The 24,567-nt window shown below is 75.0% G+C and carries 28 protein-coding genes; 16 read left to right on the top strand and 12 right to left on the bottom strand.

The window, feature by feature from the left end; genetic code table 11:
* Positions 1-2: 2 nt before the first annotated feature.
* On the bottom strand, positions 3-491 hold the full coding sequence (locus tag Dvina_RS26910) for a MarR family winged helix-turn-helix transcriptional regulator (protein WP_223092128.1): 489 nt from the start codon (positions 489-491) through the stop codon (positions 3-5).
* A gap of 58 nt (positions 492-549) precedes the next feature.
* Between Dvina_RS26910 and Dvina_RS26905 the strand changes: the two genes are divergently transcribed.
* The 3 genes from Dvina_RS26905 to Dvina_RS26895 are packed head-to-tail and all read left to right on the top strand — an operon-like array spanning position 550 to position 2,113.
* Positions 550-1,323 (top strand): hypothetical protein, encoded by a 774-nt coding sequence (locus tag Dvina_RS26905; RefSeq protein WP_223092127.1) that lies wholly within the window; start codon positions 550-552, stop codon positions 1,321-1,323.
* A 31-nt stretch (positions 1,324-1,354) separates the two neighbouring features.
* Complete coding sequence (locus Dvina_RS26900; RefSeq protein ID WP_223092126.1) at positions 1,355-1,684, top strand: nuclear transport factor 2 family protein; 330 nt, start codon at positions 1,355-1,357, stop codon at positions 1,682-1,684.
* Positions 1,685-1,693: 9 nt separating this feature from the next.
* Complete coding sequence (locus Dvina_RS26895) at positions 1,694-2,113, top strand: DUF1810 domain-containing protein (protein WP_223092125.1); 420 nt, start codon at positions 1,694-1,696, stop codon at positions 2,111-2,113.
* On the opposite strand, the gene Dvina_RS26890 is transcribed toward Dvina_RS26895, so the two are convergent.
* From Dvina_RS26890 to Dvina_RS55310, 3 genes are read right to left on the bottom strand one after another with little or no spacing between them, the layout of a single operon-like run.
* Positions 2,110-2,757 carry a lysophospholipid acyltransferase family protein gene (locus tag Dvina_RS26890; RefSeq protein ID WP_223092124.1) on the bottom strand — a complete coding sequence of 216 codons (648 nt, stop codon included), beginning with the start codon at positions 2,755-2,757 and terminating at the stop codon, positions 2,110-2,112. The two genes, Dvina_RS26895 and Dvina_RS26890, sit on opposite strands and share 4 nt — an antisense overlap.
* Positions 2,757-3,269, bottom strand: a complete 513-nt coding sequence (locus Dvina_RS26885) for a TetR/AcrR family transcriptional regulator (RefSeq protein WP_223092123.1) — start codon at positions 3,267-3,269, stop codon at positions 2,757-2,759. The genes Dvina_RS26890 and Dvina_RS26885 overlap by 1 nt, the downstream gene beginning before the upstream one ends.
* Before the next feature lie 32 nt (positions 3,270-3,301).
* Positions 3,302-3,430: a hypothetical protein gene (locus tag Dvina_RS55310; protein WP_281428051.1), complete on the bottom strand. Its 129-nt coding sequence runs from the start codon at positions 3,428-3,430 to the stop codon at positions 3,302-3,304.
* A 6-nt stretch (positions 3,431-3,436) separates the two neighbouring features.
* Between Dvina_RS55310 and Dvina_RS26880 the strand changes: the two genes are divergently transcribed.
* The 3 genes from Dvina_RS26880 (at position 3,437) to Dvina_RS26870 (ending at position 4,929) form a co-directional block, all read left to right on the top strand.
* Positions 3,437-3,910: a DUF427 domain-containing protein gene (locus tag Dvina_RS26880; RefSeq protein ID WP_246655336.1), complete on the top strand. Its 474-nt coding sequence runs from the start codon at positions 3,437-3,439 to the stop codon at positions 3,908-3,910.
* Positions 3,911-4,145: 235 nt separating this feature from the next.
* Positions 4,146-4,568, top strand: coding sequence for a TetR/AcrR family transcriptional regulator (locus Dvina_RS26875; protein WP_223105217.1), 423 nt, complete (start codon positions 4,146-4,148; stop codon positions 4,566-4,568).
* 7 nt (positions 4,569-4,575) lie between these two features.
* Entirely contained in the window at positions 4,576-4,929 is a 354-nt protein-coding gene (locus Dvina_RS26870) for a hypothetical protein (protein WP_223105216.1), read from the top strand.
* Here the strand turns inward: Dvina_RS26870 and Dvina_RS26865 are convergent.
* Positions 4,926-5,741: an expansin EXLX1 family cellulose-binding protein gene (locus Dvina_RS26865; protein WP_223105215.1), complete on the bottom strand. Its 816-nt coding sequence runs from the start codon at positions 5,739-5,741 to the stop codon at positions 4,926-4,928. The two genes, Dvina_RS26870 and Dvina_RS26865, sit on opposite strands and share 4 nt — an antisense overlap.
* Positions 5,742-5,773: 32 nt before the next feature.
* On the opposite strand from Dvina_RS26865, the gene Dvina_RS26860 reads away from it, so the two are divergent.
* Together Dvina_RS26860 and Dvina_RS26855 are read left to right on the top strand one after the other, a co-directional pair.
* Positions 5,774-6,502, top strand: coding sequence for an HD domain-containing protein (locus Dvina_RS26860; RefSeq protein ID WP_223105214.1), 729 nt, complete (start codon positions 5,774-5,776; stop codon positions 6,500-6,502).
* Between the two features lie 19 nt (positions 6,503-6,521).
* Complete coding sequence (locus Dvina_RS26855; RefSeq protein WP_223105213.1) at positions 6,522-6,836, top strand: hypothetical protein; 315 nt, start codon at positions 6,522-6,524, stop codon at positions 6,834-6,836.
* On the opposite strand, the gene Dvina_RS26850 is transcribed toward Dvina_RS26855, so the two are convergent.
* Positions 6,827-8,419 (bottom strand): HEAT repeat domain-containing protein, encoded by a 1,593-nt coding sequence (locus Dvina_RS26850; RefSeq protein WP_223105212.1) that lies wholly within the window; start codon positions 8,417-8,419, stop codon positions 6,827-6,829. The genes Dvina_RS26855 and Dvina_RS26850 overlap by 10 nt on opposite strands.
* A 19-nt stretch (positions 8,420-8,438) precedes the next feature.
* Here Dvina_RS26850 and Dvina_RS26845 point away from each other — a divergent pair, with 19 nt between their 5' ends.
* Positions 8,439-8,720, top strand: coding sequence for an SCO0607 family lipoprotein (locus Dvina_RS26845; protein ID WP_223105211.1), 282 nt, complete (start codon positions 8,439-8,441; stop codon positions 8,718-8,720).
* On the opposite strand, the gene Dvina_RS26840 is transcribed toward Dvina_RS26845, so the two are convergent.
* Entirely contained in the window at positions 8,717-9,148 is a 432-nt protein-coding gene (locus tag Dvina_RS26840; RefSeq protein WP_223105210.1) for a hypothetical protein, read from the bottom strand. The genes Dvina_RS26845 and Dvina_RS26840 overlap by 4 nt on opposite strands.
* A complete protein-coding gene (locus Dvina_RS26835) occupies positions 9,141-9,914 on the bottom strand; it encodes an ArsR/SmtB family transcription factor (protein ID WP_223105731.1) in 774 nt (257 codons plus the stop codon). Before Dvina_RS26835 ends, Dvina_RS26840 begins: the two co-directional genes overlap by 8 nt.
* Before the next feature lie 134 nt (positions 9,915-10,048).
* On the opposite strand from Dvina_RS26835, the gene Dvina_RS26830 reads away from it, so the two are divergent.
* Positions 10,049-12,865, top strand: a complete 2,817-nt coding sequence (locus Dvina_RS26830) for a transglycosylase domain-containing protein (protein WP_223105209.1) — start codon at positions 10,049-10,051, stop codon at positions 12,863-12,865.
* Here Dvina_RS26830 and Dvina_RS26825 read toward each other — a convergent pair.
* Positions 12,841-13,515, bottom strand: a complete 675-nt coding sequence (locus Dvina_RS26825; RefSeq protein ID WP_223105208.1) for a hypothetical protein — start codon at positions 13,513-13,515, stop codon at positions 12,841-12,843. The genes Dvina_RS26830 and Dvina_RS26825 overlap by 25 nt on opposite strands.
* A 98-nt stretch (positions 13,516-13,613) precedes the next feature.
* On the opposite strand from Dvina_RS26825, the gene Dvina_RS26820 reads away from it, so the two are divergent.
* Genes Dvina_RS26820 through Dvina_RS26800 form a run of 5 tightly spaced genes read left to right on the top strand, consistent with a single transcriptional unit; the run spans position 13,614 to position 19,423 of the window.
* Positions 13,614-15,659 carry an MMPL family transporter gene (locus Dvina_RS26820; protein ID WP_223105207.1) on the top strand — a complete coding sequence of 682 codons (2,046 nt, stop codon included), beginning with the start codon at positions 13,614-13,616 and terminating at the stop codon, positions 15,657-15,659.
* 4 nt (positions 15,660-15,663) lie between these two features.
* Entirely contained in the window at positions 15,664-16,806 is a 1,143-nt protein-coding gene (locus Dvina_RS26815) for a sensor histidine kinase (protein ID WP_223105206.1), read from the top strand.
* Between the two features lie 47 nt (positions 16,807-16,853).
* Entirely contained in the window at positions 16,854-17,444 is a 591-nt protein-coding gene (locus Dvina_RS26810) for a response regulator (protein WP_246656592.1), read from the top strand.
* 51 nt (positions 17,445-17,495) lie between these two features.
* Positions 17,496-18,056 carry a PadR family transcriptional regulator gene (locus tag Dvina_RS26805; protein ID WP_246656591.1) on the top strand — a complete coding sequence of 187 codons (561 nt, stop codon included), beginning with the start codon at positions 17,496-17,498 and terminating at the stop codon, positions 18,054-18,056.
* Complete coding sequence (locus tag Dvina_RS26800; RefSeq protein WP_246656469.1) at positions 18,053-19,423, top strand: DHA2 family efflux MFS transporter permease subunit; 1,371 nt, start codon at positions 18,053-18,055, stop codon at positions 19,421-19,423. Before Dvina_RS26805 ends, Dvina_RS26800 begins: the two co-directional genes overlap by 4 nt.
* On the opposite strand, the gene Dvina_RS26795 is transcribed toward Dvina_RS26800, so the two are convergent.
* Genes Dvina_RS26795 through Dvina_RS26785 form a run of 3 tightly spaced genes read right to left on the bottom strand, consistent with a single transcriptional unit; the run spans position 19,382 to position 23,108 of the window.
* On the bottom strand, positions 19,382-20,035 hold the full coding sequence (locus Dvina_RS26795) for a hypothetical protein (RefSeq protein ID WP_223105203.1): 654 nt from the start codon (positions 20,033-20,035) through the stop codon (positions 19,382-19,384). The genes Dvina_RS26800 and Dvina_RS26795 overlap by 42 nt on opposite strands.
* Positions 20,036-20,046: 11 nt before the next feature.
* A complete protein-coding gene (locus Dvina_RS26790) occupies positions 20,047-22,425 on the bottom strand; it encodes an ABC transporter permease (protein ID WP_223105202.1) in 2,379 nt (792 codons plus the stop codon).
* Positions 22,422-23,108, bottom strand: a complete 687-nt coding sequence (locus tag Dvina_RS26785; RefSeq protein WP_223105201.1) for an ABC transporter ATP-binding protein — start codon at positions 23,106-23,108, stop codon at positions 22,422-22,424. Before Dvina_RS26785 ends, Dvina_RS26790 begins: the two co-directional genes overlap by 4 nt.
* A gap of 122 nt (positions 23,109-23,230) precedes the next feature.
* On the opposite strand from Dvina_RS26785, the gene Dvina_RS26780 reads away from it, so the two are divergent.
* On the top strand, positions 23,231-24,517 hold the full coding sequence (locus tag Dvina_RS26780) for a sensor histidine kinase (RefSeq protein ID WP_223105200.1): 1,287 nt from the start codon (positions 23,231-23,233) through the stop codon (positions 24,515-24,517).
* Positions 24,518-24,567 lie beyond the last annotated feature (50 nt).

The following is a 24,567-nucleotide window of genomic DNA, read 5'->3' as shown; positions in this document are numbered from 1 at the left end:
CGCTACTCCTGCACGGCCAGCACCATCTTGCGCAGCAGGCCGGCAAGCGTGCGCCGCTCGCGCTCGGTGAGCGGCGCCAGGAGTACCGACTCGCCGAGCCCCTCCTGACTGATGTGCGCGGTCAGCATCGCGTGCCCGGCATCGGTCAGCCGCACGTGCACCCGGCGCCGATCCGCGGCGTCGGGTGCCCGCTCGATCCAGCCGGCCTCCTCGATCGCGCCGAGGCGGGCCGACAGCGCGCCGCGGGTGAGCCCCAGGTGCTCGGCCAGCTGGGACGGGCTCGCGGTGTACGGCGGGCCGTTGCGCCGCAGTATCAGCAGGACCTTGAACTGCCAGCGCAGCATGCCCCCGGCCGCGAGGACCTCGCGGCGGCGCCGGTCCTGATGCCGGGCCAGGATGGCGAGCCGGACGAATATCGCCTCACCGACCGGGTCGAGGCCGTCCAGTTCGCGTGTCCACACGTCGACGTGCCGATCCGCCGCATCCTCCACGGGTACACCCTAACTAGTTTTCTTGTGGATAGTTTTTCGGATTACTACCGTCGGGCCCATGCTGACACTCGATGAGCTGCTCGCAGCGGCTCGATCACTGGCGCTCGCCGCGCGGTGGGAGCAGGCCACGGGGCTGCTCGACGCCGTGCACGATCGCCTGCCGCCGGGCCCGCAGCGGGCCCGGGTGGCCCTCCTCGCGGCCGAGATCGCCGTGGACTCGGCCTGGTACGACGGCAACGGGGACGCCCCCGCCCGGCTGTCCACAGTGGACGAGGAGGCCCTCGGCCCGGACGGGCGCTGGGATCTCGGCTTCGCCCGGTTCCGCTGCGCCTACTACGTCTCGCTGCGCCGGGTGGACCCGGCGCTGCGCGAGCGGGCCGAGCACTTCGTGGCCTCGGCGCCGGACCCGACGCGGCTCGGCTGGGCGCACATGTACCTCGGCCTGGTGTACGACAACATCCTGGACGAGCGCGCGGGCGCACCGCAGCACTACGAGATCGCCCTGGCGAACTGTGCCGCCGACCCGCTGCTGCGCCGGGAGGCCCAGCGGCACCTGGGCGACCACGACCACGACGCCGGCGACCACGCCGGCGCCCTGGCCCGCTGGCGGGATGCGACGGCCGCCGGGGCCGCGGCCGGCACCGTCGGCGGCACCCTGGCCCAGCAGATCCTCCTGGCCGTGCTGGCCCGCGACGCCGGCGACGAGGCCGGCGCGCTCGCCCTCGCGGCCGAGGTGCAGCGCTGGGCCACGGCGATCGGCGCGGCCCGGATCGCCGCCCAGGCCGCCGCGTTCCAGCAGGGGGTCGACCCCACGCAGCCGCCGGCCTCGTGACATCGATCGATCGGGGTGATACACCTTCGGCATGGCTGAGCGAGTGCTGGAGCAGTGCCGGCTGTTCAACGAGGGCGTCCGGACCGGCGACTGGGGCGGCTACCTGGACCGGTTCGCCGACACCGCGACCCTGCGCATCGAGGGCGACCCCGGCAGCCCGTACGTGGGCCGCGCGGCGATCGCGGGTGCGTACGCGGCGGCCCCGCCGGACGACACCCTCGACGTCACCTCGGTCACCTGCGACGGCGACGAGGACATCGCCCGGGTGACGTGGTCCGCGGGCGGTGCGGGCACCCTGCGGATCCGCTGGTCGGCCGGGCGCATCGCCGAGCTCTCGGCGCAGTTCGACGCGCCCGATTAGGCTGGATCCATGGAGGATCCGTACGGGCTGTCGCGGTTCGTCGAGGCGCAGCGGGACGTGTACGACCACGCCATCGGCGAGCTCAAGGACGGCAACAAGCGCAGCCACTGGATGTGGTTCGTCTTTCCGCAGATCCGGGGGCTCGGGCGCAGCTCCACGGCGCAGCGCTACGCCATCGGCTCCCTCGCGGAGGCGCGGGCGTACCTGCAGCACCCGGTCCTGGGGCCGCGGCTGCTCGAGTGCACCGAGGCGCTGCTGGGCGACTCGACGCACACCGCGGAGGACATCTTCGGCGCCACCGACGCCATGAAGCTGCGCTCGTCGATGACGCTGTTCGCCCACGCCGAGCCGGCCGAGAACCGCTTCGCCCGCGTCCTGGACCGCTACTACGGCGGCATCGAGGACGCCGAGACGCTCCGGCGCATCTAGCGCCCGAGGCGCAGCAGCGGCGCGTAGGAGGGCACGTACTCCTGCCCGGTCAGCTCGCCGATGCGGGCCATCACCGCGTCGGTGGCGGCCCGCACGGTCCCCTCCTCGACATCGACGGGCCGGCCGAAGGTGTACTGCACCTGCGCCCCCCGCACCCGCCGGGGCCGCCGGGCGTGGATGGGCTGCACCAGGTCCGTCCCGCTCACCCCGAAGGGCACGATCGGCACCCCGGCCAGCCGGGCCAGGCGGACGGCGCCGGTGCGCCCGCGGTAGAGCCGCCCGTCCGGCGACCGGGTGCCCTCCGGGAACACGGCGACCAGCCCGCCGCGTCGCAGCACCGGCACCGCCGCGTCGAAGGCGGTCAGCACGGCCCGGCCGCCGGCCCGCTCGACCGGGATGGCGCCCAGGCCGCGCACCAGCAGGCCGACCGGGCGGTGGCCGCGGAAGTACTCCGCCTTCGCCCAGAACGCGACGTGGCGGGGCATCAGCGCGCCGAGGAACAGCTCGTCGGCGACCGACAGGTGGTTGCCGGCGAGGATCGCGCCGCCCGGCGGGATGTGCTCCAGGCCGCCGACCTGCGGCCGCCAGCCCCAGCGCAGGGCGCGCCCGGCGGTGGCGCGGGCGAGGCGGTACACCACCGGCATCACGAGGCCCGTCCGAGGTGCGCGTCGAGGGCCGCGTCGAGCAGCGCCGCCGGGGCCGTCTCCCCGGTCGCGAGGGGCAGGCTGCCCCACAGCCAGAGCTGCACCACGCCGTGCACGTTGGCCCACAGGGCGCCGGCGGCTACCGGCCCGAGCTCGGCGGCCAGGGCCCCGAACAGCGGGAGGCTGGCGTCGCGCAGCCCGAGGCGGCCGGAGCGCAGCAGGTCGTGGCGGAACATCAGCTCGTACATGCCGCGATTGTCCCGGGCGAACCGCGCGTAGGCGTGGGCCCGGCTGCGCAGGTCCGGCGCGGCCGCCTCCAGTGTCGCGGCGAGGTCGGCGAAGCCCTGGCGGGCGATGGCGGACAGCAGCTCGACGTGCGTCGGGAAGTACCGCCGCGGCGCGCCGTGCGACACACCGGCCCGCCGCGCGATCTCCCGCAGCGACACGGCGCCGGGCCCCTCCGCCGCGACCAGTTCCACCCCCGCGCGGACGAGCCGCGCCCGAAGATCCATGACCACTGTCTACACCACCGCGTAGACAGTGTCTACTCGCGCGGCCGCGCGGTGAGCGTCTCCGGCGGCCCGGGCTCCAGCGGGACGCCGGCCCGGCCGCGCCGGCCGGGCCCGACGACCGTCCCCGGTCCGGCGAGCGCACGAGGGCCCCGCGATGCCATCCTGGGATGATGCAGCGACCGACCGAGTCCGTGTGGGACTACCCGCGGCCACCCCGGGCCGAGCCGACGGACCGGCACATCACGGCGAGCCACCGGGGCGAGGTGGTGTTCGACTCCCGCGGCGCCGTGCGGGTCCTCGAGACGTCCCATCCGCCGGTGTACTACATCCCGCGCGCCGACGTCCGGGCCGTGCTCACCGCCACCCGCCGGCGCACGTTCTGCGAGTTCAAGGGCTACGCCTCGTACTGGAACCTGGTCGTGGGCGGGGTGGTCGTGCCCGATGCCGCCTGGTCGTACGAGGACCCGACGCCCGGCTACGAGATCCTGCGCAGCCGCCTGGCGTTCTACCCGGGCCTGCTCGACGAGTGCGCCGTCGACGGCGAGCGGGTCGTCCCCCAGCCCGGCGACTTCTACGGCGGCTGGCTGACCGCGGACATCACCGGCCCGTTCAAGGGCGGCCCGGGCACGCAAGGCTGGTGAAGCACCGCGACACGTCCGGCCGGGTCCGTGAGTTTGGGCAGCTGGCGGTTACCGGCCGGATCGCATCGCGGTGCTGCACAGCACATTGCCAGCCGATCCTGACGTGGCGCTGAAACGCCCTTGATGCGGCGGCGCCGGGTGCCGGGGCTTGCGGCCGCGAGCTCCCGGATGTGACGTGGCCCATTAGGGAACGATCGTTCTTGACTGTTCGTTCCTAAATTTGTACCGTCAAGCCATGGGACGACCGCGAAGCTTCGATGAGGAGGCGGTGACCCGCGCGGCGGTGGCACTGTTCGCCGGGCGGGCCTACGACGGGCTTTCGGTCGATGACCTCGTCACCGGGCTCGGCGTGCACCGCAACAGCCTGTACAAGACGTTCGGCAGCAAGCGCGGTCTGTATCTGACCGCGCTGAAGTGGTACCTCCGCAACGAGTTGGCACCGCTTCTCGAGGGCGCACCGACGACCGGCGCGCTGCTGCAGGAGGGCGCGAAGCTCGACCTGCTCCTGCTCGCCGCGGCGGAGCAGGCGCCCCACGACGCCGAGGTGGGCGCACTCGTCGCGGCGGCCCTGGGGCGCGTCGACGCGGTGCTCGGGCCGGACGCCGCCAATCAACTGCTGGGCCTGCGCCTGCGGGCCCGGATCAACACTGGGGAGTGATGCGAGTATGGCAACCGTCCGCGTCGACGCCGACACGCTTGTCGTCGAGATCGAGGGAATCGACAAGCTCTGGGCCCTCAAGAGCCGCCTGGAGATCCCGCTGGCCAACGTCCGGGGCGCGACCGCCGACCCGGGGATCGCCCGGGAGCCCAAAGGGATCCGCACCGCCGGGACCTACCTGCCGAACTACATCACCGCCGGTGCGTTCCGCGTCGACGGGGAGAAGGTGTTCTGGGACGTCCGCGACGCCAACAAGGCGGTCGTCATCGAGCTCGCCGACGAGCGGTACGCCCGGCTCATCATCGAGGTCGACGACCCCCGCGCGACGGTCGCGCTCGTCGAGCACTCGGTGCGCCGCTAACACCCCGGCTTCGCCGGTGCCGTGGTCCCGATGCCGGCCGGGACGACGGACCGGCTCGGCTCCACCGACGCCGACGGTCCCGCCGACTCCACTGTGGACGCGGCGGCCGACGGCCCTGACGACGGCTCCGCGCCGTACAGCTGCTGCGTGGTCTGCTGGAAGTCGCCGCGCCCGAGCGCCAGGCCCGAGACGAGGGCCCGGTGGGAGTACACATCGGAGATCCTCAGCGCGATCGTGCCGCTGAGACCGGACGGGCCCGTCCACGTGTTGTCCTCGCCGCGGCGCAGGGCGACGAAGCCGTCACCCTGCTGCAGCTCCACAGTGGACAGCGGGTTGCCGTGGTTGTCGACGACCACGCTCAGCGACGAGTACCCGGCGCCGCCCTTCACCTTCACCCGCAGCGGACCGACCTGCGGGTCGCGGACCGTGGCGTAGGTGACGGGAATGATGCCGGCGCTCAGCGAACCGATCTTCTGGAACGCACCCTTGCCCAGGTCGAGCTTCCCGGCCGGGCAGCCCGGGCACAGGTCGACGATCTGCACCCGGGTGGTCCCGTTGGGGCCCGTCACGTCGAGCAGCGTGCCGCAGTTGCGCCCGCCCGCGAGCTCCGCGTTGCCGACTGCCGCGTAGGCGCCGTCGGCCGGGGTGCCCAGGTTGCACATGCCGTTGCGCCCGGCCGTGTAGTACGACGCGCTGCCACCGGCCGCGCACGCGGCGCTGCCTCCGACCTGGGTCACGAGCACGACGGCCACCACGGCGGCGGCGACGACGGTGGCGGCGGGCAGGATCCAGCGGAGGTGGCGGCGGTTCATGTCCGGGCATCCTAGTGCCGATAATGACGGCCATGGACTTCCCGTCGTACCTCGGCACGATGCCCATGCATGCGATCACCGAGATCTATGGCGAGGCCGGGCTGCGGGAGCGCTACCGCCGCGAGATCGAGCGCTTCGCCCCGCCCGACCGCGACCGGCTCGCGGCCGCCCTCGAGCTGGCGTCGCGGCTGCACCGCGAGGACCGGCGGGTGCGCGAGCCGTACGTCAACCACCTGCTGCGGGTGGCGATCCGGATCATGCACCACTACGAGGTGTCCGACGTCGACGTGATCGCGGCGGCCGTCCTGCACGACACCGTCGAGGACCACCCGGGCGAGCTGGCCGACCTGGCCGACGGGCCGCGGCACCCGGGCACGACGAGCGAGCGGGCCGTCGCCGCGCTCGCCGAGCGGTTCGGCGAGCGGGTCGCCGGGCTCGTGTCGGCCGTCACCAATCCCGAGTACGACCCGTCATCCGACAAGCACGAGCAGTACCGGGAGCACGTCAGGGCCAGTCTCGACCGCGAGCCGTGGGCGCGGGTCATCAAGGTCTCCGACTTCACCGACAACGGCGTAGGTGTGATCCACACCACGGGCCCGAAGGTCGAGCGGCTGGCCACGAAGTACCGCCCCATGGTCCCCGTGCTGCGGGAACTCGTCGGGCGGCCGGACACGCCGCTGTCCCGGCTCGTGAAGCAGCACATCTTCCGCCACCTCGACCTCGCCGAGGAGCGGTTCGCGGCCATTCTTGACGGGCGATGAATATGAGAATGTATTCGTCGTGACGATGGTGGAACTTGCGGTGGGGTGGCTGGCGTCGCACCTGTTCGACCGCGGCCGGGCGCAGGAGGCGGAGCCGGCGATCGAGGAGCAGCTGCGCGGCCTGGCCGGGCTCGTGCAGGCGCGGCTGGAGGACGATCCGGCGCTGCAGAGCCTGCAGCGGGAGGCGGAGTCGTCACCGACGCCGACCGTGTCGACCCGCCGCCGGGTGGTTCAGGCCCTCGAGGACGCGGTCTGGACCGACCCGCACTTCGGCGAGGCCCTCGCGGCCACCGTCGACCGGCTGCGGCCGGTCATGCCCGCCGCTCAGCGATAGCCGGTGGTGCGGCGGCCCTCGGCCGCGGTCACGGCCAGGTTGAGGTGCCACTCGCTCACTTCGCCGTCCTCCTTGGGCGGCGAGGTCGGATGGGCGGCCCGCAGCGTCTCCAGGTACCACGCCTCGTCGGCCGGGCGCATCAGCAGCCGCAGCCACGTCACGTTGCGGGCCCGGCGGCACTCGTCGACGGACAGCACCGAGCGCAGCGCCTCGATCGAGTCCTCACCCGGCAGCAGCAGCCGCTGCAGCGGGGCGGCCGGCGGCGGCTCGGCCCCGGCGGCCAGCAGCCGCGCGGTCAGGGTGTGGGCGACCCGGGTGAGCTGCAGTGCGCGCCGGGCGGCGGTGGTCGGCCCGCGGACCGGGTCGGGCGCGGCGTGGGCCGGGTCGTCGAGCGCGACGGCGTAGGCGGCGTTCTCGGCCGCGTTCAGCGCCCGCTCGACGTCCATCGCCGTCCACGCCTGCACGCACTCGTCGAGCTCCGGTGGGCCGACCGGGACCGGCCGGCCGGGGTCGTCGAGCCAGTCCGCCAGCGTCCCGGAGCCGAGCGCGTCAGCGGCCTGGCGCAGCACGGCCCGCAGGAACCGGCCGTCGGCGGTGTACCGCGGCGGGCGGGTCTCGGTGTGGCGGGCGGCCAGGAGCGCGCCGAGCGTGCGGCGATCGTCGTCGAAGTTGGCGTACCGGTGCAGCCGCTCGATGACCGGCCGCAGCTCGGGCGCGTCGGCGAGCAGGCTGCGGTATCGCAGCAGCGCGCCCAGGACGTCGTCGTCGGGCTCGGCCAGGACCCGCAGCCCGATCGCCGCCCCCGCGACCGGGTCGGTGGCGTCGCGCAGCGCCTCCGCGGCGGCCCGCCGGACCTGGGCAACGGGGTCGCCGAGCAGCCCGGCGATGGCCCTGACCGCCTGCGGGTCGCGGCGCCGGTGGGCCAGGCAGGCCACGAGCGCGGTCCGGACGGCCGGGTCGGGCTCGGTGCGGGCCGCGGCCGCGAACGGCTCGACGCCTGTCGCCGTGAACCGCAGCAGCATTGCCGCCTCGGCCCGCACCCGCGGGTCCGGGTCGATGCGCATGAGGCGCAGGCCGGCCGCATCGTCGCGCAGGTGGGCCGGGACCTGCAGCCCCTCCAGCCGGACCAGCGGCGACGGGTCGTCGAGCAGCCGGGCGGCGAACGCGGCCGTCCGGTTGATCGACAGCACCGCCCGGGCCGCGCGCAGGCGCAGGCGGGGCTGCTCGTGGTGCTCGAGGCGCTGGCGCAGCGGCTCGTAGCGCGGCCCGAGGTAATACAGCAGCGTGGCGACCCGGTCGTCGTCGCAGTGCAGGTCCTCGGCCGCCAACGCGACCCGGGTGTCGATCCCGGACCGGCGGCTCAGGATCTCCCCGAGGGCGACCGCGGCCGCGTCGCCGACGTGCTCGTAGGTCTCGCCCAGCCCACTGGGCACGCGCACCTCGGCGGTGTCACGCAGGGCCACCTCGAGCAGGGGCTCGACCAGCCGGTGATCGCCGGAGCCGGCGGCCGCACGCGCCGCCTCCAGCCGCACCACGGGGTTCGGATCGCGCAGGGCGTCGCGCAGCCGGTCATTCAGCGCCATCGTGGTACACCATAGTGGGATGGGACTCGTCCGCATCCGCTCAGCGGTGGCGCTCCTCGTGCTCCTGGTGGGCCCGGTCAGCGCGTGTGACATGCGCGAGCGCGTGTGCCGGTCGCAGGAGTACCCGGTCAAGGCGGTCGGGAATCGGACAGGCGCTGCCTGCGTGACGAAGGGCCAGGAGCCCCCGGCCGGCTACGTGCGCTACCCGGCCGGGCAGGAGCCCGTCTACCTCGACGACGAGTGGTACCGCTACTGGCAGGACAAGGTCGTCGACGAGCACGGCGCCATCGTGCCCTCCTAGAGCTGGGCGGTGTGCCCGGGAAGCTCGGCGGCGGCCAGCCCGGCCAGGATGTCACGCACCGTCAGGGGCGCATCGACGACGCATTCGCCATTGGACAGCAGCAGCGAGGGTACCGCCAGTGCCAGCTCCTCCTCGCTGAGCTGCCCGGCGAGCAGGCACAGCGCCTCCCCCTGCGCCCGGATGCGCTCCCGCAGCCCGTCCCCGGCCAGCCGCGCGACCCGGTCGAGCGTCCACGGGTCCTGGGCGAGCCGGTTGTCGTACGTGCCGATCGCCCCCGAGGCGGCCGACGCCACCAGGGTGATGGTCGCCGCCGTCAGCAGCGACACGTGGGCCAGAATCTGCCGCGTGCTCCACTCCCCCGGCGGCGGCGCGGGCCGCGGGGTCGCGCCGAGCAGCGCCGCGTAGGCCTTGCGCAGCTCCTCAGACATGCGCGGGGCTCATCTCCCACGGCGACTGCGGCAGCACGGCCCCGGTCTCCAGCAGCGACTTGAGGTTGGCCAGCACGGCCGGCCAGCCCTGCGCGATGCCGCGGTACATGTCGGCGTTGGGCAGCCGCTCGTGCGTCACCGTCAGCCGGACGATCTCCTGGTGCGCCTCGATCAGGTACGTCACCGTCGACGGCTCCCGCACCTCGTCCGGCGAGTCCTCGAACGTCACCACCAGCCGGTGCGGCGGGTCGGTCTCGAGCACCGTGCCGCGCACGACGACCTGGCCGGAGCCGTCGGTCCGGCGGTGCTCCCACGCGGAGCCCGCCTGCCAGTCGGACACGTTCGCGTTGCCCCAGTACCGCGCGGTGAGGTCGGCGTCGGTGAGCGCCCTCCACACCTGCTCGGCACTGGCGTGGATGTAGGTGACGTACACGTACGTCGGGATGGTCTCCGCCATGGCGTACTCCTCAGCTTGTCGTTTGATGGCGTTCAAGGCCTGCAGGCGCGGCTGCTCGAACCCGGCGATCCACCGCTGCTCGATCTCGTGGATGGGCGCCGGGTTCAGGTAGTGCAGCCGCTCCCGCCCCCGCCGCACAACAGTCACGAGGTTGGCCCGCACCAGCACGTCCAGATGCTGCGTGGCCGACTGCCGCGCCATCTCCAGGTCCTCGCACAGCTCCCGCAGCGTCTGCCCGTTGCGCTCCCGGAGCCGATCGAGCAGGTCCCGCCGAGTCCGGTCGGCGAGCGCCTTGAACACCGGCTCCATGTCACTCACAGCACCATTATGCAGGTTTTTACCTGCCTATTGTCAAGCGAACCCGACCACCCGGCCGACCCGCCAGGCGGTACGTCGCTCGCCCGATGCACTCCGGCTGCCATCCCGCAACAGTGGGTCGGGTCATGGATGCCAACAGTGACGAGAAGCTCCGCCGCGCCGCCTGGCCCGCCCGGCGCCGACTGACCGCCGTGCACCGGCTGCTGCTGATGCTCATCGTGTCGGTCCAGCTCACCGGCGCCGCCGTCGAGGTCCTGGTGGCCGCCGTCGACCTGCCGGTCACCGCGGACGCGCCGAGGGCGTCGGTGCTCTACTACCGCGACGGCCGGACCGTGCTCGCCCGGGCCGGCGTCGGCGGGCACACGGACGTCGCGCTCGGCGAGATCCCGCTCGGGGTGCGCCGGGCCGTGCTGGCCGCCGAGGACCGCGACTTCTACGACCACTGGGGCATCTCCGTCCGCGGCGTCGTGCGGGCCGGTGCCGCGGACGCGCGGGGCGGCCACCAGGGCGCCTCGACGATCACGCAGCAGTACGTCCGCAACGCCTACCTGACCCGGCAGGTGAGCATCCGGCGCAAGGTCACCGAGTTCGCGATGGCCATGAAGCTGGAGCGGCGCCTCTCCAAGGACGAGATCCTTCGCCGGTACCTCAACACCATCTACTTCGGCCGCGGAGCCTACGGCGTCGCGGCGGCGGCCGACGCCTACTTCGGGGTGCCCGTGCAGCAGCTGAGCGCCGAGCAGGGTGCAGTGCTCGCCGCGGTCGTGAAGGACCCCTCGTACTTCGACCCCGCCGTCAACCCCGGCCCCGCCCGCGAGCGGTGGGACTGGATCATCGCGTCGATGCGGGAACGGCACTGGCTCGACCGGCCCGGCGAGTATCCGGCCGCGCGCCCCCGCCCCGGCGGCGCCGACCCCGGCGGGCTGGTCGTCGAGCAGGTCGAGCGCGAGCTCGCCGCGCACGGCGTGACGTCGCAGCAGCTGTACGCCGGCGGGCTCGCGGTCACCACCACCCTGGACCCGCGGGCGCAGGCGGCGGCGCTGCGGCTGGCCGGGGCCGCGCTCGCCGGTCAGCCCGGCGGCCTGCGGGCGGCGCTCGTCGCGGTCGATCCGGGCACCGGCGGGGTGCGCGCGTACTACGGCGGCGACAAGGGTCGCGGCTACTTCGACGACGCGGCCGCGCCGCACCCGCCGGCCGCCACGTTCGCGCCGGTCGCCCTCGCGGCCGGCCTGCGCAACGGCATCGGCTACCTGTCGCGGTGGGACGGGCGTTCGCCGCGGCTGTTCGCCGACCGCGGCGGGGTGCCGCTGGCCAACCGCGACGGCGAGCAGTGCCCCGACTGCAATCTGCAGGAGGCGATGGTCCGCGGCCTCAACACGCCGTTCTACGCCCTGGCCCAGCAGATCGGGGCGGACCGGGTCCGGGCCACGGCGCTGGACCTCGGTGTGCCGGCGGCGTACGGCGGCCGGACCGCGCTCGTCGACCGCCCGGGTGAGCCGCGGCCCGGGCGCACCCGGGCGGACATCGCCATCGGCCGCTACCCGGTGTCGCCGGCCGACCTGGCCACCGTCTACGCGACGTTCGCCGCGGGCGGTGTGCGCCAGGACCGGCACTTCGTGGAGTCGGCGAGCACCGGCGGGCGGACGGTGTGGGCGGCCCGGCCGCAGCCGGTCCGGGTCCTCGACGAGCGCATCGCCGCCGACGTCTCGGCGGTGCTGCACGCGGTCGTCGACCGGCGCGGCCTCGGCCCGGCGCGCCCCGCCGCCGGCAAGACCGGCAGCCAGCAGTGGGGCAACACGCACGACAACCAGGACGCCTGGATGGCCGGCTACACCCCGCAGCTCGCGGTGGCCGTGTGGTTCGGCCGGCTCGTGCCCGGGCCGATCCTCGACGCCGACGGCCATCCGGTCGAGGGCGGCACGCTGCCGGCGCAGCTGTGGCGCGACTTCCTCGGCACCGCCCTGCAGGATCAGCCCCCGGCCGCGTTCCCGCCCGCCGCACACGTCGGGCGCATCGACACCGGCGACGCCGGGCGAACCGGCGATCCGGACTCCCTGGGCCGCGCCGCCGCGGCGGCGGCCGGGCCGATCGTCGTGCGCACCGCCCACGCCGGCCGCACCCTGGCGCTCACGTTCGACGACGGCCCGTCGCAGTACACCCGGACCGTCCTCGACGTGCTCGCGCAGTACCACGTCACCGCGACGTTCTGCGTTGTCGGTGACAACGTCGCCGCGAACCCGCAGCAGCTGCGCCGTATCGTCGCCGCCGGGCACGCCGTGTGCAACCACTCAGCCCACCATGACGCGCTCGGCCACGCCCCGGCGGAGCAGGCCCGGGCCGACATCGTCGCGACGGACGCCGCGATCGAGGCGGCCGCGCCCGGCACGACAGTCACCTACTTCCGGGCGCCGTACGGCGACTGGGGCCCGACCCCGAAGGTCGCCGCCGACCTGCACCACACGCCGCTGGGTTGGACCGTCGACCCGGGCGACTGGACACTCCCGGGCCCGGAGGCGATCGTCGCCGCGGTGCTGCGCCAGCTCACCCCGGGCGCCGTCGTGCTCGTCCACGACGGCGGCGGCGATCGCACGCAGACGATCGCGGCGCTGCGCGTGCTCATCCCCCGGCTCCTGGCCATGGGCTGGTCCTTCGACCGGCCGGCGGTCACGGTGCCGCCCGCACCGCCGGCCCCGCCGTCCGGCCCGCCGGCCGCCGCACCGTCCGCGAGCGCCGTGCCCGAGTCGCTGACCCCCGCCACCGCGCCGCCGTCCGCCACCGCGTCACCGTCCGCCACGCCGTCGCCGTCCGCGACGCCGGGCGAGACGCCGGGCGAGCCGCCGGAGCCGGGCACCGAACCGTCCGACGGGCCGGCGAGCGAGGCCGCCGGGCCCGCGGGCGAGTGCGCGCCCGACGCGGATCAGGACTGCATGACGAGCGCGTAGCGGATGCCGGCCGGCGTGCTCTCGGCGTCGAGGTCCACCGGCCAGGCGCCGCGCCGGTCCAGCCGCCGCCCGACCTGGTCCGCGCTCAGCCCGGTGTACCACCGGCCGGCCGGCAGCTCGCCGGCGGCGGCGGCGAACAGTGCGCCCCACGCGTAGGCCCGCAGCCGCACCGGGCGCACCCCGGCCCGGCGCAGGCCGCGCCGCAGTTCGCGGAGGGTGAGGTCGCCGAAGAAGTGCGTGCCGGGGCCGTCGGCGGCGAGCACTGCCGCGTAGCGGGTCCCGTCCGCCGTGGCGTAGGCGTCGACGTCGAGCAGCCGCTCGCCCGCCGCCAGCCGCTCCCGGATCTGCGCGGCCGAGGCCCCGGCGAGTGCCCGGGACGGCACCGCCCGGCCCGGCTCGGCGACGACCGTGAAGCGCCCGCCGCTGACGCTGACCGCCACCGCGTCGGCGCGCGCCGTGAGGTCCGCGGCCGTCAGGTCCGGGTGCACGGTGCGCGCCGGGCCGGGGTCGCCGTGGACGAGCGTCGCGAACCGGCGCCGGTCGGCGGGGCCGTAGGCGGCCACACGCGCGACGCGCCACGGCGCCGGCTCGGGTCGCGCGACGTGCTCGGGTCCGGCGTCGTGGGTCCAGTACCAGGGCGGCGCCGGCATCGGGCCACCCCCAGTGCTCGGGTCCGCCGACCGGTGGACAGACGGTCCCACCGTACGATGCTCATGCTCGCCCGGGGTCGTCCGGGAGGCTCGACGGCATGAGTGCGATGACCGTGCGGGCGGCGCGGTGGAGTGCGGGGCACCCGTGGCGGGCCGTCGGGCTGTGGCTGGCGTTCGTGGCGGCGTCCCTCGGGGCCGGGCTCGCGATCGGCCCGCGGGACGCGGACGGGGCCGACTACCGGGTCGGCGAGGCGGGGCGGGCCGAGGCCATGGCGGCCGAGGGCGGCCTGCAGCGGGCGCCGGAGGAGCTGGTGCTGATCACCGGGGCGGCGGCCGGCCAGGATGCGGCGGCGGGCGACGTCGCGGCGCGGATGGCGGCGCTGCCCGAGGTGGCGGGCGTGGCCCCGGCGGTGCGCTCCGCGGACGGGCGGGCGCTGCTGGTGCGGGTGACGATGCGGGGGCCGGAGCTCGAGGGGCGCCGGCACGTCGGGCCGCTGCTGGCGCAGACGGCGGCGGTGCAGGCCGCGTACCCGCAGCTGCGCATCGAGGAGACCGGGGCGCCGTCGATCGGGCTGGGGGTCAACGCGCAGCGCGGTGCGGACCTGGCCCGCTCGGAGCGCATCGCGCTGCCGGTGACGTTCGTCGTGCTGTGGCTGGTGTTCGGCTCGGCGCTGCTGGCCGCCGTCCCGCTGGTGCTCGCGCTGTCGGCGATCGCCGCGTCGACGGGGCTGGCGATGATGGCCTCGCACGTGTTCCCGGACGCGGGCGTCGGCACCAACGTCATCATCCTGATGGGGCTCGCGGTGGGCGTCGACTACTCGCTGTTCTACGTCAAGCGCGAGCGGGAGGAGCGGGCCCGGGCCGGCGGGCCGCTCGATGCGCGGGCTCTCGTCGAGCTGGCCGCGGCGACGTCCGGGCGGGCCGTGGCCGGGTCGGGGCTGGCCGTCGCCGTCTGCGGCGCGACCCTGTACCTGGCCTCCGACGTCATCTTCGCCTCCCTGGCCACGGCGACGATCCTGGTGACGCTGGTGGCGGTGGCGGGCTCGCTGAGCGTCCTGCCGGCCCTGCTGGTCCTGCTCGGCCGCCGCCGCGTCAGGCCCGCGCGGCAGCGGCGCAGCCCGGGGCGGGTGCCGATCGGGCTGCGCCGCCCGGTCGTCACGCTCGTCGCGGCGGCCGTCGCCCTGCTCGCCCTGGCCGCCCCGATCGCCGGGCTGCGGCTCACCGAGATCAGCCTGGAGACGTACTCCCGCAGCGTCCCCGCCATGCAGGTGCGCGACCGGCTCCTGGCCGATTTCCCCGAATTCCGCGTCGCCCATCAGGTCGTCGTGCGGGCGGAGCCGGCCCAGGCCGGCCGGGTCCGCGCCGGGCTGGACGAGGTCGCGCGCCGGGCGCAGGCCGACCCGCTGTTCGCCGGGGCGCCCCGGATCAGCACCTCCGCCGACGGGCGGGTCAGCGTGCTGACGCTCTCGGTGCCGTACCGCAACGACTCGCCGCAGGGTCTCGCCTCACTGGAGCACCTGCGGGCCGGCTACCTGCCCGCGGCCCTCGGCGGCGTTCCCGGCGCCGAGTGGGCGGTCTCCGGCGACGTCGCCCGCTACACCGACTACCCCGCCCACCAGCGCGACCGGATACCCGTCGTCCTCGGGGCGCTGCTGCTGGCCACCTTCTTCATGACCGTGCTCGTGTTCCGGTCGGTGGTGCTCGGCCTGCTCGGCGCCGTGCTCAGCGTGGTGTCGACCGCGGCCGCCATCGGCGTGCTGGTCCTCGCCTTCCAGGGGGCGGGCATCGGCTCGCGGGTGCCCCTGTTCCTGGCCGTGATCCTGGTCGGGCTGTCGATGGACTACCAGTTCTTCGTGGTGAGCCGGGTCCGCGAGGCCGCGGGCCGGGGACTGCCCGCGGCCGCGGCCGTCGCCGAGGGGGCGGCGGCCTCGGCGAGCGTCGTGACGAGCGCCGCCGTCGTGATGGTCACCGTGTTCGTCAGCTTCGTGTTCGTCGACCTGCTCGAGCTGCAGCAGATGGGCGTGGTCCTGGCGGCCGGCGTGCTCATCGACGCGTTCGTCGTGCGGACCCTCGTGCTGCCGGCCGCGCTGCGGCTGCTCGGCGACCGGGTCTGGTGGCCGGCGCGGCCGGGCCGCGTAGGTTGACGGCATGACTGCCGGCCCGTTCTGGGCGACCACGCTGCGCCGCTGGAACGCCGTCTGCTGGGTGCTGTACGGGCTGTTCACCGCCGTCGTCGCGGTCTTCGACAGGCCCGGTCCGGCGAAGGTCGGGACCCTGGCCCTGCTCGGCCTGCTCGCCGGCTGCTATGCGCTGGTGCTGCGCTACCGGGTGCTGCCTCACCTGTACCTCGGCGTCCTGGCCCTGTCGCTGAGCGGGCTGGCCTACCTCCGCGACGGGTACGCCGCCCTGTTCATCGTGACCCTGCCGCACTTCTGGGCCCTCGCCCGGTCGTGGCACGCGTCCGTCGCCTTCAGCGGGCTCGGCGCGGCCGGCACGCTCGTCGGCAGCACGCTGCGGGTCGGCTGGAGCGCCGCGTACGTCAGCTCCACCATCACCGCGACCCTGATCGTGTACGCGGCGAGCGTGCTGATCGGGGTGTGGGTGCTGCGGGTCGTGGAGGAGAGCCACGAGCGGGCCCGGGTCATCGCCGAGCTGGAGGAGACCCAGGCCCGGCTGGCCGCGGCGTACCAGCGGCAGGGCGCGGCCGACGAGCGCGAGCGGATGGCCCGCGACATCCACGACACGCTCGCCCAGGGCCTCGCCTCGATCGTCGTGCTCGCCGAGGCCGCCCGCTCGGGGCTCGACCCCCAGCACCGCAGTGTCCGGCAGCTGCGCTCGATCGAGGCGACCGCGCGCGAGAACCTGGCCGAGGCGCGGGACCTGGTGGGCGCCGACCGCAGGCAGCCGCACCCGATCGCCGACACGCTGCGGCGGACCCTCGACCGGTTCACCGAGGACACCCGGCTCACCGTCGTCGCCGATCTCGCGGACGTCGACCTGGACCAGCCGACCCGCATCGCGCTGCTGCGCTGCACCCAGGAGAGCCTCGCCAACGTGCGCAAGCACGCCCGGGCGTCGACGGTCAGCGTGACCCTCGCCCCGGCCGGCGCCGAGGTCGAGCTGGAGATCACCGACGACGGCGTCGGCTTCGCCGTCGACCGGGCCCCCGGGTTCGGCCTGGACGGGATGCGCAAGCGCCTGGCCGAGCTCGGCGGCGAGCTCACCGTCACCAGCTCGCCCGGTGACGGCACCCGCATCCTCGCGATCGTCCCGGCCGGAGGCCACGCGTGAGCGCCGGTCACCCGGTCCGGGTGATCGTCGTCGACGACCATGCCGTGATGCGGGCCGGCGTCGTCGCGCTGCTGGCGGCCGACCCGGGGATCGCCATCGTCGGCGAGGCCGAGCACGGCCGGGCCGCCCTCGCCCTGATCGAGCGCCTGGACCCGGACGTGGCCCTGATCGACCTGCGGACGCCGGTCCTGGACGGAGTGGCCACGACCGCGCAGGTCGTGGCCCGGCACCCGCGCACCCGGGTCCTGATCCTCACCACCTACGACACCGACGCCGACATCGAGCGCGGCGTCGAGGCCGGCGCCATCGGGTACCTCCTCAAGGACACCACCCGCGAGCAGCTCGCCGACGCCATCCGCGCCGCCGCCCGGGGCGAGACGGTCCTGGCGCCGCGGGTCGCGGAGAAGCTGATCGCCCGGATGCGCCGCCCCGCCCATCCCGCGCTGACCCCGCGCGAGCTCGACGTGCTCACCGCCGTCGCCGACGGCCTGACAAATGCCGAGATCGGCGCCCGCCTGGTGATCGCCGAGGCGACGGTCAAGACCCACCTCCTGCGCCTGTTCGCGAAGCTCGACGTGAACGACCGCACGCATGCCGTGGTCGTCGCCATGGAGCGCGGCCTGCTGCGCCGAGGGTGACGATCGGGTTGCTAGTCCAGTTGTACCTATGTCACGCTGGACGGCGTGTACATGGACATCGTGATCCTCAGCCACCTGCAGCGCGGGCCCGTCCACGGCTACGAGCTCAAGCGCAACGTGTCCGCGACCACCTCCTACTCCCTGCACAACAACACGCTGTACCCGGCCCTGCGCCGCTTCGAGGAGGCGGGCGCCGTGACGAAGACGGCCGAGGCGCAGGAGGGCCGACCGCCGCGGCACGTGTACGCCCTCACCGACCTCGGCCGCGAGATGCTGCACGACCTGCTCGCCGACCTGCCGGCCGAGCTGGCCACGGACGAGCCCGAGTTCCTGACCCGGCTCGGGCAGTTCGAGCACCTCACCCCGGCCGAGCGCCACGGCGTCCTGGACGCGCGGGCGGCGGCGCTGCGCAAGCAGGGCGCGCACCTGCGGGCGCTCGGCGAGAAGACGGCCCGCAGCCCGCGCGACCACCGCTGGGGCGAGCTGGTCGTGGCCGAGCTCGGCGAGCGCATCGAGCGCGAGCTGGCCTGGATCGCGCGGCTGGCCGAGCGGGCCGACGAGCCGGGCGGGCCGGCGCACGAGCAGGTGGACGAGCAGGTCGACGGGCCATGAAGCGGCTGACCGGGCTGATGCAGCTGGGGCTCATGGCCGGACCGCTGCTGTCGATGATCGACTCCTCGATCGTCAACGTCGCCGTCCCGGACATCGCGGCCGAGCTGCACACCGGGCTGGGCGGCGCGCAGTGGGTGGTCAGCGGCTACCTCCTGGCCCTGGCCGCCGGGCTGACGACGACGTCGTACCTGGCCCGCCGCTTCGGGACCATGCGCGTCTACAGCGCCGCGCTGGCCTGCTTCATCGCCGCCTCCGCCGCCTGTGCGCTGGCGCCCGGCATCGGCACCCTTGTCGCCGCCCGCGCATTGCAGGGGTGCACCGGGGCGCCGCTGGTCCCGCTGGCGATGAGCGTGCTGCTCGGCCGGGGCGCGGCCCGGCGCATCCCGGTCACGGCCGGCCTGCTGTTCTTCCTCGCCCCCGCCATCGGGCCGTCGTTCGGCGGGCTGCTCATCGCGGCCGGCGGCTGGCGCTGGATCTTCCTCGTCAACCTGCCGATCGGGCTCCTCGCCCTGGCCGGGGTGCGGCGGCTCCCGGCCGGCACCGCCCCGCCGGCCGACGGGCACGCCCGGCCCGACCCCGTCGGCCTCGGGCTGCTGTCGGCGGGGCTCGTCGCGGCGCTCTACGGCGCCGGGCGGGCCACGAGCGCCGGGTGGGGCGACCGCCTCGCCGTCGCGACCCTCGCCGCCGGCGCGGTGCTGCTGGCCGCGTACGTCCTGTGGGCCCGGCGCACGGCCGAGCCGGCCGTCGATCTCACGCTGCTGCGGCACGGCCGGGCCGCCCTCGCGCTCGGGCTCAGCGTGCTGTCGTCGGTCGTGGCGTTCGCGGCGGTGTTCCTGCTGCCGGTCTTCACCGAGTCGGTGCAGCACCACACCGCCCTGGCCACCGGGGTCGCGCTGCTGCCCCAGGGCCTGATCACGGGCGTCGGCGCGGCCGCCGGGCAGCGGCTGGCCGGCCGGTTCGGGGTGCGGCCCCTGGTGTGTGCCGGGTTCGTCCTGCTGGCCGCCGCGACGGCCGGGCTGCTGTTCGTGAGCGCCGGCACCCCGCTCTGGGCGACAGCGCTCATCCTGTCCGGCCGGGCCGCGGCGATCGGGTTCGGGGTCACGCCGCTGCTGTCGGTGATGCTGGAGCCGCTCGCCGCGACCCAACTGGCCGACGGCAACACGCTGTTCAACATCGCCCAGCGCCTCGGCGGGTCGCTCGGCGTGGGTGTGCTGGGCTCGCTGCTCGCGGCGCGGGCGGTGAGCGTCGGGCCGATCGCCGGGTTCCACGAGATCGGGCTGATCCTCAGCGGGCTGGCGCTGCTGGCCGCGCTGCTGGCCCTGCCGCTACCGCGCCGGGTCGCCGAGGCGGGCTTGGAGCCGGCGTAGGTGGCGCTCGACCTCGGCCCGGTCGTAGCCGCGCGGGACGACCACCAGGTCCGGCTCCGCGAGGGCGGCCCGGACCGCGGCCCGCTCGGCCGGGTCGCCGGACAGCAGCGCGTCACCGGCCCGCCGGACCAGGTTGTCGACCCGGCCCGGCTCGTATCCGCGCAGGACCGTGGCGAAGCCGGGGTCCGGGCCGCGGCGGGCGATGCGGTTGTCGAGGCGCCCGCCCGAGTGCTGCTGCAGCGCCGCGACGATCTGCTCCTGCGACTGGCGCACGTCCTGCAGCTTGAGCACGACCCGGTCGCCGGGCTCGAGGATCAGGTGCGGGCCGGACGTCGCGGGCGGGACCGGCTCGTCGAGGACGACGCTGTCGATCGCCGCCCACTCGATCAGGCCGTCGCGGGTGGTGATGCCGTCCGGGCCGATCGCGAACCGGAACGGGCGGAGCTCGTCGCGCAGCAGCACCACGCCGAGCGCGATGGCGACGACACCGCCCGCCGCGTAGAGGGCGATGGCGCCGCCGGTGGAGCCCCGGGCGCAGACCAGGGCCACCAGACCGAAGACGATGACGAGGAGTGCGAGACCGAGGGATCGGCGCCTGCGCTGCAGCTCCATGCGTCGCAAGGTTACTCGGTGCGCAGCGCCCGGGCGGTACTGGTGCGCGCGGCCCAGCCGGCCGGCATCAGGGCGCCGCCGACAGCGATGAGCAGACCGCCGAACAGCAGGGGCACGAGCAGCCCCGGGGAGTACACGTCGATGATGTGGGCCGGGAACCGGGTGTCGGCCGCGTTCGCCATCGCGGGCAGCACCCAGTCGTGCAGCGCGATCCCGGCCGGCACCCCGGCCAGCCCGGCGACCAGGCCGAGCCCGCCGACGGAGGTCAGCACCATCGCCACCGTCTGCCGCGGCGCCATGCCGAGCGCCTTGAACACGCCGAGCTCGTGGACGCGCTCGCGGGTGTCGAGCACGACGGTGTTGAGCACGCCGAGGCCGGCCACGGCGACGAGCATGAGCGCGAGCAGGCCGGCGAGGGAGTCGATGGCCACGACGGTCTGGCTGATCTCGGCGGCGTTGATGTCGGCGTGGCCGCCGACGGGCTCCAGCTTCTGCTGGAGACTCGCGGTGTACTGCTGCAGGTCGGTCCCCGCCGCCAGCTCGATCTGGTAGCGCGTCCCACCGCGCGGCCCGTCGAACGTCCAGCCGGTGAACGGGCCGGCGTCGGCGATGACCCGCCGGCCGTCGCCGCTGAGGTCGAGCACCTCGCCGACGATGGTGACGCTCGCCGATCGGCCGCCGGAGGTGACGGTCAGGGTGTCGCCGATGTGCGCGCCGGACGCCCGCAGGAACGCGGTCGGCACGACGGCCTCGCCGGCGGCGCCGATCCAGCGGCCCTCGATGACGTCGTAGCTGGCCCACGACGAGTCGCCGGCGAACAGCACGAGCTCCGTGGTGCCGGTGAGCCCGGTGACGGTGGCGTCGCCGAAGGTCTGCGCGAAGTAGCGGCCGGTGCCCGGCTCGGCCTTGATGGCCGCCTCGATCGCGGCCTGGTCCACGGCCGGCCGGGCCGGCAACCCGGGCGGGGGCGGCGGCCCGGCGGCGTTCATGACGCCGACCTCGACGTCGCCGGCGGTGCGCTTGTTCATGGCCGCCTGCACCTCGCCGATCGACAGCGCGAGGCCGAGGCCGAAGGTGACGCCGAGGGCGCCGAGGGCGACAGCGGCCGCGATCGTCGCCGAGCGCCCCGGGCGGGTGAACGGGTTGGCCAGCCCGAGGCTCATCGCCCGGGGCAGCGGGAGGCGCCCGAGCAGGGTGCGCGCGGCCCGGCCCCGGCCGAGCGACGGGGTCCGGCCGACGGCGAGCGCGTCGACCGTGCGCAGCCGCCCGGCCCGCAGCGCCGGGACGAACGCGGTCACCGCCACGGCGGCGAGGGCCGCGACGGGCACGACGACGGAGACCCACCAGTCGAGGCCGACGAAGCCGGTGCCGAACGCGTCGCCCTCGTCGTTGAGGATCGGCACGGCGGCCAGGTTGCCCAGCGGGACCGCGGCGAGCGCGCCGGCCGCGGCCGGGATCAGCGCCTGCATGACGTAGGCCCGGCAGACCTGACCCGGGCTGTAGCCGAGCGCCTTGAGGATGCCGATGCGCCGGGTGGCCGAGCCGACCGCGCCGCCGACGACGATGCCGATGATGAGCACCGACATGATCAGGCCGATGACGCCGAACGCGACGACGAACGGTGCGAACACCCCGGCGACGCGCTCGCTGCCCGTCTTGGCGGTCAGGTAGGACGCCGAGCTCTGCACCGCCCCGTCGGGCAGCGTGGCCGCGATGGCCTGCTGCCCGGTGGTGAGGTCGGCCTCGGTGCCGGCCTTGCTCAGGCGGTACAACATCTGCAGTCGGCCCTTGTCCTTGGGCGTGAGAGCGGTGACCGTCGCCGGCAGCGCCCAGGCCGTGCTGCTGTCGGTGACCGACCGGGCGAGCCCGACGATCGTCAGCGTCGGCTGACCGGGCGCGTCCGGATACTCGATCTGGTCGCCCACGGCAAACGGGCCGTTGCCGGCGGACCACACGATCTCGTCCGGCCCGGTGGCGTAGCGGCCCGCGGTGAGCTCCAGGCGGTCGAGGCCGGTGGTGTCGGCCGGGCGGGCGGCGACCGTGAACGCGGGCAGCCGGGCGTGCACCGGGAACCCGCCGTCGTGGGTCTTGACGATGACCGGCTCGAGCTCGACCACCGCGTAGGGGCCTGACGCCTCGGTCACGCCGGTGGCGTGCGCGGTCGCGGCGAGCTGGTCGGCGGTGGCCTTGGCCGGGTCGAAGGTCACCATCAGGTGGGCGCCGTGCTGGCGGGCGAACGCCTTCGCGAACGGCTCGTTGGAGGCCACGAGGAGCCCGACCGCGAGGACCGACGCGGTCACGGCGAGCAGGGTCGTCAGGGTCATGACGACGGTCTGGACGCGGCGGCGCCCGACGCCGGAGCGCACCACCCGCCCGAGGCCCGCGCTCATGCCGCCACCCCCTGGGCCAGGCGGCCGTCGACGAGCGAGATGGTCCGGGTCGCGCACGACTCGGCCAGGGCCAGGTCGTGGGTGACCAGCAGCAGTGTCTGCCCGTCCCGGTTGAGCTCGGTGAGCAGGCGGCGGACGTCCTGGCCGGAGGCGGTGTCCAGGGCGCCGGTCGGCTCGTCGGCGAGCAGCAGCGGCGGGCGGTTCATCAGGGCCCGGGCCACCGCGACCCGCTGCCGCTCACCCCCGGAGAGCCGGCCCGGGAACGCCTTGGCGTGGCGGGCGACGCCGAGCCGGTCGAGCAGCTCGTCCGCGCGTTTGCGGGCCGCGGCCCGGCCGGTGCCGGACAGCTGCGCCGGCAGCAGGACGTTGTCGAGGACGCTGAGGTCGTCGAGCAGGTTGAAGAACTGGAACACCATGCCGATGCGGCGGCGGCGGTACTGCGCGGAGGCCGACTCGGACAGCCGGTCCACCCGCACCCCGTCGACGGTCACCGTGCCGCCGGTGGGCCGGTCGAGCCCGGCGACCATGTTGAGCAGCGTCGACTTGCCGCTGCCGGAGGGGCCGAGCACCGCGAGGGCCTCCCCGCGCCGCACCCGCACGCTCAGCCCGGCGAGGGCCGCGACGCCGCCCTCGTACTGCTTCGTCACGTCATCGAACTCGATCAGTACCTCTGGTTCGGTCATGCCGCTGAAGGTAGGGGCGAACCGGGGCACCGCACGTCGGCCGGTGTGCCGGTTCGTGTCATCACTGCGATGTACGCACGGCTCCTGACGCGGACCCGGCGACCGTCGGCGAGACTGTCCCGATGAAGAAGCTGGTGGCCTGGCTGCGCGTGGAGACCCCGGCGCCGGCCCGGCTCACCCCGTGGGCCTGGACGGCCGACGTCATCCTCGCCGTGCTGCTCGCGATCGGCGCGGTCAACGGCGCCGCCGAGCCGTATCAGGTGCCCGACCGGCACGGGCCGATGGTCGTCCACGGCCCGTTCGACCGGGGCGCGCCGCCGGTGCGGCCCCCGAAGCCGGAGCTGCCGCCCATCCCGGACGACCCGGGCCGGATGGCGCCGGCCCCGGACGACGGGGGCGAGGCCGGGTGGCTGCTGCTGGCCGCCGCGCTCACCGCGCTGCCGCTGGCCTTCCGCCGCCGCTTCCCGCTGGTGTCGTTCCTGGTCATCGTGGCGTGCACGTTCGCGGTCTTCCAGGAGAACGCCGACCCGACCTGGACCGTCGTCGCGTCGCTGATCGCGGCCTACAGCGCCCCCATGTACTCCCGGTACCGCAACCTGGCGCTCGTCAGCGTCGTCGTCACGACCGCCATCGCGGTCAGCGACCTGCAGGACAACCTGCCGGACCTGCCGCAGGGCCTGATGCTGTTCCTGATCCTGTCCTCGGTCGGGCTGGCCGCGAACACCATCCACAGCTGGCGGCAGCGGGCCCGCACCGCCGAGCGCGAGCAGGCGGCCGCGGCGCGCATCGCCGTCGACGAGGAGCGCGCCCGCCTGGCCCGGGAGCTGCACGACGTCGTCACCCACAACGTGAGCGTGATGGTCGTGCAGGCCGGGGCGGCCCGCAAGGTCATGGACGCCCGGCCCGAGCAGGCGAAGGAGGCCCTCCTGGCCGTCGAGGCCGGCGGCCGGGCCGCGCTGACCGAGCTGCGCCAGGCGATCGGGCTGCTCACCGTCGGTGAAGACCACGCCGACCTGGCGCCGCAGCCGGGCCTGGACCAGCTGGAGACGCTCGTCGAGCGGGTCCGTGAGACAGGGGTGCCGGTGACCCTGGCCGTGGCCGCGCCGCCGGTCCCGCCGGGGATCGGGCTGGCCGCCTACCGGGTCGTGCAGGAGGCGCTGACGAACGCGGTCAAGCATGCGGCCGGCGCGGCGATCGACGTCGTCGTCTCGGCCGACGGGCGAACCCTGCACATCGACGTGGCCGACACCGGCGGGGTTGCGGCGCTGGGTGCGCACGGCAGCGGCCGGGGGCTGGCCGGGCTGCGGGAGCGGCTCACCGTCTATGGTGGCACCCTCACCGCCGGGCCGCGGCCGACGGGCGGGTTCCGGGTGCAGGCGGAGATTCCTTTGGAGGTCGGTGCCGCTTGAGCGAGCCGCTGCGCGTGGTGATCGCCGATGATCAGGCCCTGGTGCGCACC

Source organism: Dactylosporangium vinaceum (assembly GCF_019904175.1).
GTDB classification, from domain to species: Bacteria; Actinomycetota; Actinomycetes; order Mycobacteriales; family Micromonosporaceae; genus Dactylosporangium; species Dactylosporangium vinaceum.
This window is presented reverse-complemented; position numbering and strand designations above follow the sequence as displayed.

Bases quoted from the DNA above. Each gene is read 5' to 3' on its own strand.
- Dvina_RS26850 (WP_223105212.1), bottom strand. From the start codon at position 8,419: ATGGCGCTGAATGACCGGCTGCGCGACGCCCTGCGCGATCCGAACCCC.
- Dvina_RS26895 (WP_223092125.1), top strand. From the start codon at position 1,694: ATGGAGGATCCGTACGGGCTGTCGCGGTTCGTCGAGGCGCAGCGGGAC.
- Dvina_RS26785 (WP_223105201.1), bottom strand. From the start codon at position 23,108: ATGACCGAACCAGAGGTACTGATCGAGTTCGATGACGTGACGAAGCAG.
- Dvina_RS26835 (WP_223105731.1), bottom strand. From the start codon at position 9,914: ATGGAGCCGGTGTTCAAGGCGCTCGCCGACCGGACTCGGCGGGACCTG.
- Dvina_RS26800 (WP_246656469.1), top strand. From the start codon at position 18,053: ATGAAGCGGCTGACCGGGCTGATGCAGCTGGGGCTCATGGCCGGACCG.
- Dvina_RS26880 (WP_246655336.1), top strand. From the start codon at position 3,437: ATGATGCAGCGACCGACCGAGTCCGTGTGGGACTACCCGCGGCCACCC.
- Dvina_RS26820 (WP_223105207.1), top strand. From the start codon at position 13,614: ATGAGTGCGATGACCGTGCGGGCGGCGCGGTGGAGTGCGGGGCACCCG.
- Dvina_RS26885 (WP_223092123.1), bottom strand. From the start codon at position 3,269: ATGGATCTTCGGGCGCGGCTCGTCCGCGCGGGGGTGGAACTGGTCGCG.
- Dvina_RS26865 (WP_223105215.1), bottom strand. From the start codon at position 5,741: ATGAACCGCCGCCACCTCCGCTGGATCCTGCCCGCCGCCACCGTCGTC.
- Dvina_RS26825 (WP_223105208.1), bottom strand. From the start codon at position 13,515: ATGCCGGCGCCGCCCTGGTACTGGACCCACGACGCCGGACCCGAGCAC.
- Dvina_RS26815 (WP_223105206.1), top strand. From the start codon at position 15,664: ATGACTGCCGGCCCGTTCTGGGCGACCACGCTGCGCCGCTGGAACGCC.
- Dvina_RS26870 (WP_223105216.1), top strand. From the start codon at position 4,576: ATGGCAACCGTCCGCGTCGACGCCGACACGCTTGTCGTCGAGATCGAG.
- Dvina_RS26790 (WP_223105202.1), bottom strand. From the start codon at position 22,425: ATGAGCGCGGGCCTCGGGCGGGTGGTGCGCTCCGGCGTCGGGCGCCGC.
- Dvina_RS26830 (WP_223105209.1), top strand. From the start codon at position 10,049: ATGGATGCCAACAGTGACGAGAAGCTCCGCCGCGCCGCCTGGCCCGCC.
- Dvina_RS26905 (WP_223092127.1), top strand. From the start codon at position 550: ATGCTGACACTCGATGAGCTGCTCGCAGCGGCTCGATCACTGGCGCTC.
- Dvina_RS26845 (WP_223105211.1), top strand. From the start codon at position 8,439: ATGGGACTCGTCCGCATCCGCTCAGCGGTGGCGCTCCTCGTGCTCCTG.
- Dvina_RS26900 (WP_223092126.1), top strand. From the start codon at position 1,355: ATGGCTGAGCGAGTGCTGGAGCAGTGCCGGCTGTTCAACGAGGGCGTC.
- Dvina_RS26780 (WP_223105200.1), top strand. From the start codon at position 23,231: ATGAAGAAGCTGGTGGCCTGGCTGCGCGTGGAGACCCCGGCGCCGGCC.
- Dvina_RS26805 (WP_246656591.1), top strand. From the start codon at position 17,496: ATGGACATCGTGATCCTCAGCCACCTGCAGCGCGGGCCCGTCCACGGC.
- Dvina_RS26840 (WP_223105210.1), bottom strand. From the start codon at position 9,148: ATGTCTGAGGAGCTGCGCAAGGCCTACGCGGCGCTGCTCGGCGCGACC.
- Dvina_RS26795 (WP_223105203.1), bottom strand. From the start codon at position 20,035: ATGGAGCTGCAGCGCAGGCGCCGATCCCTCGGTCTCGCACTCCTCGTC.
- Dvina_RS26875 (WP_223105217.1), top strand. From the start codon at position 4,146: ATGGGACGACCGCGAAGCTTCGATGAGGAGGCGGTGACCCGCGCGGCG.
- Dvina_RS26890 (WP_223092124.1), bottom strand. From the start codon at position 2,757: ATGCCGGTGGTGTACCGCCTCGCCCGCGCCACCGCCGGGCGCGCCCTG.
- Dvina_RS26860 (WP_223105214.1), top strand. From the start codon at position 5,774: ATGGACTTCCCGTCGTACCTCGGCACGATGCCCATGCATGCGATCACC.
- Dvina_RS26810 (WP_246656592.1), top strand. From the start codon at position 16,854: ATGCGGGCCGGCGTCGTCGCGCTGCTGGCGGCCGACCCGGGGATCGCC.
- Dvina_RS55310 (WP_281428051.1), bottom strand. From the start codon at position 3,430: ATGGCATCGCGGGGCCCTCGTGCGCTCGCCGGACCGGGGACGGTCGTC.